6 protein-coding genes and 4 tRNA genes are annotated in these 6,258 nt (G+C 60.7%); 2 read left to right on the forward strand and 8 right to left on the reverse strand.

Going from position 1 to position 6,258, the window contains the following annotated elements; translation table 11 throughout:
• Positions 1–33: 33 nt before the first annotated feature.
• The 8 genes from ACWKWM_RS22195 to gltX form a co-directional block, all read right to left on the reverse strand.
• Positions 34–993 carry a tRNA dihydrouridine synthase gene (locus ACWKWM_RS22195; RefSeq protein ID WP_483848200.1) on the reverse strand — a complete coding sequence of 320 codons (960 nt, stop codon included), beginning with the start codon at positions 991–993 and terminating at the stop codon, positions 34–36.
• A gap of 75 nt (positions 994–1,068) precedes the next feature.
• Positions 1,069–1,509, reverse strand: coding sequence for an acyl-CoA thioesterase (locus tag ACWKWM_RS22200; RefSeq protein ID WP_483848201.1), 441 nt, complete (start codon positions 1,507–1,509; stop codon positions 1,069–1,071).
• An 80-nt stretch (positions 1,510–1,589) separates the two neighbouring features.
• Entirely contained in the window at positions 1,590–2,129 is a 540-nt protein-coding gene (locus ACWKWM_RS22205) for a TetR/AcrR family transcriptional regulator (protein ID WP_483848202.1), read from the reverse strand.
• A gap of 174 nt (positions 2,130–2,303) precedes the next feature.
• Positions 2,304–2,379 (reverse strand) — tRNA-Glu (locus ACWKWM_RS22210).
• A gap of 54 nt (positions 2,380–2,433) precedes the next feature.
• Positions 2,434–2,509: transfer RNA gene (locus ACWKWM_RS22215), tRNA-Ala, on the reverse strand.
• Between the two features lie 50 nt (positions 2,510–2,559).
• Positions 2,560–2,635 (reverse strand) — tRNA-Glu (locus ACWKWM_RS22220).
• Between the two features lie 86 nt (positions 2,636–2,721).
• A tRNA-Ala gene (locus ACWKWM_RS22225) sits at positions 2,722–2,797 on the reverse strand.
• Between the two features lie 223 nt (positions 2,798–3,020).
• The gene (gene gltX, locus ACWKWM_RS22230) at positions 3,021–4,502 is read right to left on the reverse strand and encodes a glutamate--tRNA ligase (RefSeq protein WP_483848203.1); all 1,482 of its coding nucleotides are present in this window, start codon (positions 4,500–4,502) and stop codon (positions 3,021–3,023) included.
• Positions 4,503–4,834: 332 nt separating this feature from the next.
• Between gltX and ACWKWM_RS22235 the strand changes: the two genes are divergently transcribed.
• Entirely contained in the window at positions 4,835–5,281 is a 447-nt protein-coding gene (locus ACWKWM_RS22235; protein WP_483848204.1) for a DcrB-related protein, read from the forward strand.
• A 30-nt stretch (positions 5,282–5,311) separates the two neighbouring features.
• Positions 5,312–6,258 (forward strand): PAAR domain-containing protein (locus ACWKWM_RS22240; protein ID WP_483848205.1); only part of this gene is annotated, 947 nt, incomplete at its 3' end.

Consider the following 6,258-nt stretch of genomic DNA (forward strand, 5'->3'; position numbering starts at 1 on the left):
TTGCGCCAACGCCAGGGTTAGCGGCCAGGTGCGTTACGCAACTTCCCGTTGCTCGACCCCGAGCATCTGGCTAATGCGCTCGCAGTCAGTCTCACGGCGCAAGGCGTCGAACAACACCACCGCTTGCGGGTAGCTTTTGGTCAGCAGCACCACCCATTGCTTCAGACGGCCCGGCGCTTGAACGCGCGTCATCTTGTCCATGGCCTGCTGCCAGAACTCGCGCATCAACGGCTGCAATTGCTCCCAAGTCATTGGGACCACTTCCCTGCCCGCTTGGGCGGCGGCGATCTGTCGCGCCAGATCGGGACGTGCCACCAGACCACGACCGATCATGATGTCCCGCGCGCCACAGATTTCCTTGCAGCGGCGCCAGTCGTCGACCGTCCAGATTTCGCCGTTGGCGATGATCGGGATCTTTACCACGTCCTGAATCTTGCCGATCCATTCCCAATGCGCAGGTGGTTTGTAGCCGTCGACCTTGGTGCGGGCATGCACCACGATATGCTCGGCGCCGCCGGCTTCCAGAGCCCTCGCGCAATCGAGCGCCGGATCGGTGTTCTCAAAGCCCAGACGCATTTTGGCCGTGACCGGAATGTGCGCAGGGACCGCACGACGGACCTGACTGATGATGTCGTGAAGCAGATCGGGCTCTTTGAGCAGCACCGCCCCGCCACGGGAGCGATTGACGGTTTTGGCGGGGCAACCGAAGTTCAGGTCAATCACCGGTGCGCCTAATTCGGCAGCGAAGGCCGCGTTTTCTGCCAGGCACACGGGGTCGGAACCCAGCAGCTGGACACGTAACGGCACGCCGGCGCGGGTCTTGGCGTCGGTCAGGAGTTCAGAAGCGAATTTGTGAAAATAGTGAGCCGGCAGCAAACGCTCGGTCACCCGGATGAATTCGGTCACGCACCAGTCGATACCGCCGACCTGGGTCAGCACATCGCGCAGGATATCGTCGACCAGGCCTTCCATGGGCGCCAGGGCAATTTGCATGGTTCACACTCGAAAAAAAGTCCGGCAGTTTAAGGCGCAACGGCGTTGATGGGAACGCCGTTGACGCACCGAACGTCAGGATCGGGCGGTCGTCAGCGCCGGGGCATAGCCTTCGATGAACTCGCCCGGCATGCGCTTGGGCTTGCCGCTGGACAGCTCGATGCAGACAAAAGTGGTTTGTGCGCGCAATAGCGTGACGCCATCGCTGGGGCGCTTGAGTTGAAAACGGCGGGTCATTTTGAGGCGCTGATCCCACTCGACGATCCAGGTCGCCAGTTGCAATTCGTCCTCTTGGTAGGCGCTGGCCAGGTAGTCGATCTCGTGCCTGACGACTGCCATGGCCCGGTCGAGCCGGCGGTATTCGGTCAGGTCTAGTCCCAGCTGCTGCGAATGGCGCCAGGCGCATCGCTCAAGCCATGTCACGTACACCGCGTTATTGGCGTGGCCCAAGCCGTCGATGTCGTCTGCGGTCACGCTCAAGTCGATGACGAATGGCGTTGCCAGATCCCAGACCATGCTCGCTCCTGCTCTGTCGAAGTTTCGTGGCAGGCAGTGTAACGAAAAGCGCTGCTTGGTAAACCCGGATATCAGTCCGGTTAAAGCACCGCTGATTTGGCAGCGCGCAGCACGCGATCCGACAGGTCTCCGGGGCCTAGCGCGCGTGCCAAAGCAAGACCGCCAACCATCAGCGCCACGTCTGCCAGCACTTTGTCGGCCTCTTCCGGGCTGGCCGCCAACTGCGCAACCATCAACTCCACATGCTCGCCCAATGCCTCGCGAAAGTTATCCGGCAACCGCGACATTTCACCTACGGTCGAGGGCAGCGGGCAGGCGTGATCGCTGGCATCCCGGTGCTTGCGTGACAAATAAAACGCCGCAAGCAGCGCACGACGCTCATCGCCTGGCAGTCGGTCATCGATGGCCGCAACCATCTCCCTGCGCTGGGCGAGCAAAGTACTGAACGCCTCGAGCATCAACGCGTCTTTGCTTTCGAAATGGGCGTAGAAGCCGCCTACGGTCAGGCCTGCAGCACCCATGATGTCGCTGACGCTGGGCTCGATGGGGCCGCGCGTTATCAGGGCAGTGCCGGCAGCGGCAAGTATGCGTTCGCGGGTCTGGGATTTTCGGTCGTTCATGAGCACCTCCAGAATGATGCAGATAATATTATCTGCATCATGTGAGATGGCAAGTGTGGCGACAGGATCGGAAGCTGTTTGGGATTAGGTAAGCGGGGAAAAACGGGGAATGCAGAAAAACAAAAGGGCCATTCAATAATCGAATGACCCTTGGTCTCGCATAGCGAGAAATCGTGGCGTCCCCTAGGGGACTCGAACCCCTGTTACCGCCGTGAAAGGGCGGTGTCCTAGGCCACTAGACGAAGGGGACGCAAAACCTTCGAGCAGATACGCCGATGACAACATGACGAATCCTGGCAAAAATTGGTGGAGCTTAGCGGGATCGAACCGCTGACCTCCTGCATGCCATGCAGGCGCTCTCCCAGCTGAGCTAAAGCCCCGACTTTACGCCTCTCGGCGGAGCGCACCTCTCGGCATCACTCGGTAAAACTGGCGTCCCCTAGGGGACTCGAACCCCTGTTACCGCCGTGAAAGGGCGGTGTCCTAGGCCACTAGACGAAGGGGACGCAAACCCTTCTATGCCTGATCGGAGCTGGTACCGATCTGACACTTACATTTCAAGGCCGTTTGGCCAAACCTTGAAACCTGAAATTGGTGGAGCTTAGCGGGATCGAACCGCTGACCTCCTGCATGCCATGCAGGCGCTCTCCCAGCTGAGCTAAAGCCCCACATTTGGCTATCAGAAAGCACTTCGTTACCGTCGCGTTTCTGTGTTGCCGTGTGGACGGGGCGCATATTAAGTGCGACCCATGTAGCTGTCAAATTCTTTTTAAACAACCGGTAAAAGAATTTTCCGGGATAACAATCACTTACCAACCTCCCCCCGCAATGCTGGCGGTGTATTAGCCACTGGGCGCCCCGCTGCCGGGACGCGCAATGGCCGGGACCGACTCAGGCGATTGCGCCCAGCAACTTTTCCCACTCTTTGTTTTCTTTTTTCGACACGCCACCCAGCTGATCCAGCGCCTGACGCAGACGGAATCGGGTCAGGTCCGGGCCGAGGATTTCCATTGCATCGGTCACCGACACCGAGTTGGCCTGCCCGGTGATCGCGGCAAACATCAACGGCATCGCGTCACGCAGTTTGAGTTCGAGGTGTTCTACCACTGCCTGAATGCAGCCGGTGATCCGGTCTTTTTCCCACTGACGCAAGGATTCAAGCTTCCACAGAATCAGTTGAATCACCTGACGCACCTGGTCCGGCGAAAGCTTTTTGTGCTCGAACAACTTGAGGTCCGGCGTCACGCCACCCGCGAAGAAGAAACCGCCCAGCGGCACGACCTGGCTGAAGGTTTCGACACGGCCCTGCACATGAGGGGCGATCTTCATCATGTAATCGCTATTAAACGCCCACTTCTGCAAGCGGCTTGCGAACTCATCGACAGGCAATTCCCGCAGCCACTGGCCGTTGAGCCACGACAACTTCTCGATGTCGAAAATCGGACCGCCCAACGACACACGGCTCAGATCGAAATGCTCGACCATTTCGTCCAGCGAGAACTTCTCGCGCTCATCCGGCATCGACCAGCCCATGCGTCCCAGGTAATTGAGCATCGCTTCGGGCATGAAGCCCATGCGCTCGTAAAACGTGACGGAAGTCGGGTTCTTGCGCTTGGAGAGCTTGCTCTTGTCCGGATTACGCAGCAGGGGCATGTAGCACAGCGTCGGTTTTTCCCAGCCAAAGTACTCGTATAGCAGGATCAGTTTCGGCGCCGATGGCAGCCACTCTTCGCCACGCAGGACGTGGGTGATGCCCATCAGGTGATCGTCGACAACGTTGGCCAGGAAGTAGGTCGGCAGCCCGTCGGTTTTCATCAGGACCTGCATGTCCATGCGGTCCCACGGGATTTCGACTTCGCCGCGCAGCATGTCCGGCACCACACAGACACCTTCGCTCGGTACCTTCATGCGGATCACATGAGGCTCGCCTGCAGCCAGACGTCGGGCGACTTCTTCTTTGGACAGCAACAGCGCCCGGCCGTCATAGCGCGGGGTCTCGCCACGGGCCGTTTGCTCGGCGCGCATCTGGTCAAGCTCTTCACTGGTGCAGAAGCACGGGAAGGCGTGACCGGCGTCCACTAGTTCCTGAGTGTACTTTTTATAAATGTCGTCCCGCTCGCTCTGACGGTACGGACCATGGGGGCCGCCAACATCAGGGCCTTCGCTCCATTCGATACCCAACCAGCGCAACGCGTCGAAGATCTGCTGTTCGGACTCGCGAGTCGAGCGCAACTGATCGGTGTCTTCGATGCGCAGAATGAACTCACCGCCGTGTTGCTTGGCAAAGCAATAGTTGAAGAGTGCGATGTAAGCCGTGCCAACGTGAGGGTCGCCGGTGGGCGATGGCGCGATGCGGGTGCGAACGGTGGTCATGGAGAATTCCGAATAGGTAGAACAAGCCGCGAATCTTAACAGGCGCAGACCTTGCGGCTCCAGCGCCGCCTGTTAAGCGCCCTCGTCTTCTTGGCGTAGCGTTGACTCAACGGAACTCTCGGGGCGAATGTCGCCCTCCGCTTAATGCGCATTTGATTGGCTTAGGGCAAGGTTCCTCGAGAACTTTCCCCTCATTGGGTAGGACGTAGAACGCTCCCAATGTAGTCCCCTTCTGAAACTTGCGCAGCCCTCCGTTTTTGTGTTTCAGCGCTCAGACACGAGCGATTTAGCTCTCTACATTCCGGCGCTTTCTTCAGCGCGAATCCAACGGAATGTCAGATCTCCTCTCCTACCAACTCAATGAATGCCGGCTGAGACTCCCCCATGCGGACGTGCTAGACGCGTCCATCAATATTCTCAAATTTGCCGAATTGGGCACCTCGCTGATCGTCACTCGCAGCCTGTTGAACGAGGGTGAAACCCTGCGTGGCAGTCTCGACGAGCAACTCAAGCGCCTTGGGCAACAGGTTCAGGAGCTGCAATGCCAGCCGGTTCATGGCCTGTACGTTGGCGAGGAGCCGGGCGTCGAAGCCCTGGAATTGCGCAGTCAGTTCCGCAAGGGCGAAGACGCGGTTTATCAGTGCCAACTGGTGCTGCTTTCGCCCGGCACCCGGCAGATGCTGGCGCTCAGTTACGTCAAGGCCGAGCCGCTGAGTGATGTCGACGCTGTGCATTGGGCTGCGATTAAAGCGTCCCTGCAATTCGAGCCCGTTCAGTGAAGCCATCGCTGATCGGTGCGAGTGCGGCGGATGTCTGACGCTCTCTGGGCCGCCCGTCAGGGCGATGCCCTTTCCCACACCTCGGTCATGGCCGACATCCTCGGCGGCGTGCTGGAAGTCGCGGCTTTCGCGGCGATTGGCGCGCTGGCAACGGCGGCTGTGGTCGCGGCCACCGGTTTGACCGTCGTAACCGGCGGCCTGGGCGCCTGCGTGCTCGGCGCCGTAGTGGGCGTGGCGGTTGGCGTGGCCATGAGCGTAACCGGGCTGGACACGGGCCTGAGCAGCCTGTGCGAAGGCATCGGCAATGCGCTGTTCCCGCCAACGCCTGCCGCCACCATTCTCACCGGCTCGCCCGACACCTTCATCAACGGCCTGCCAGCGGCGCGGGCAGCGGGCACGCCGCCCGACACTTCACCGGCCGAATACGACAACGACGAGGCCGACCCCAGCTATCTCGATATGGCAGCCGGGTTCTTTTCCGAACTGTGGCGCCCGACCCTGGCCACGCCTGGGCCCGGCGTGGTGCCCAAGCCGCTGGATCAAATCGCCTGCACCCGGCATCCGGGCATGCCGATGCCATTGCTGGCCGAGGGTTCGGCCACGGTCTACATCAACGGCCAGCCCGCCGTGCGCAGCGGCGACCGCAGCAGTTGCGGCGCCACGGTGGTGTCGTCCGGGCGGATTTCGCCCAACGTCGTGATCGGCGGCCCTACGGTGGTGGTGCGCAAGGTGCGCAGCGGCAAGACGCCGGGCGTCGGCATGGCGGTGACGGCGCTGATGATGCTGCGCGGTCGCGCGGGCACATTCACCAGTAACCTGCCATGCATGGCGCTCAGTGGCGTGAGCGGGTTCGCCGTGAGCGCTGTCGTGGGTGCGCTGACCCGGGCGATCTCGGGATCCCCGCACCCGGTGCATGCCGCCACCGGCGCCAAAGTGCTGGGCGATGTCGAGGACCTGGATTTCTTCATCGCCGGGAT

Source organism: Pseudomonas rosaeacicularis (genome assembly GCF_057128745.1).

Coding starts and splice junctions, on each gene's coding strand:
- ACWKWM_RS22195 (WP_483848200.1), bottom strand. CDS start 993: ATGCAAATTGCCCTGGCGCCCATGGAAGGCCTGGTCGACGATATCCTG.
- ACWKWM_RS22200 (WP_483848201.1), bottom strand. CDS start 1,509: ATGGTCTGGGATCTGGCAACGCCATTCGTCATCGACTTGAGCGTGACC.
- ACWKWM_RS22205 (WP_483848202.1), bottom strand. CDS start 2,129: ATGAACGACCGAAAATCCCAGACCCGCGAACGCATACTTGCCGCTGCC.
- gltX (WP_483848203.1), bottom strand. CDS start 4,502: ATGACCACCGTTCGCACCCGCATCGCGCCATCGCCCACCGGCGACCCT.
- ACWKWM_RS22235 (WP_483848204.1), top strand. CDS start 4,835: ATGTCAGATCTCCTCTCCTACCAACTCAATGAATGCCGGCTGAGACTC.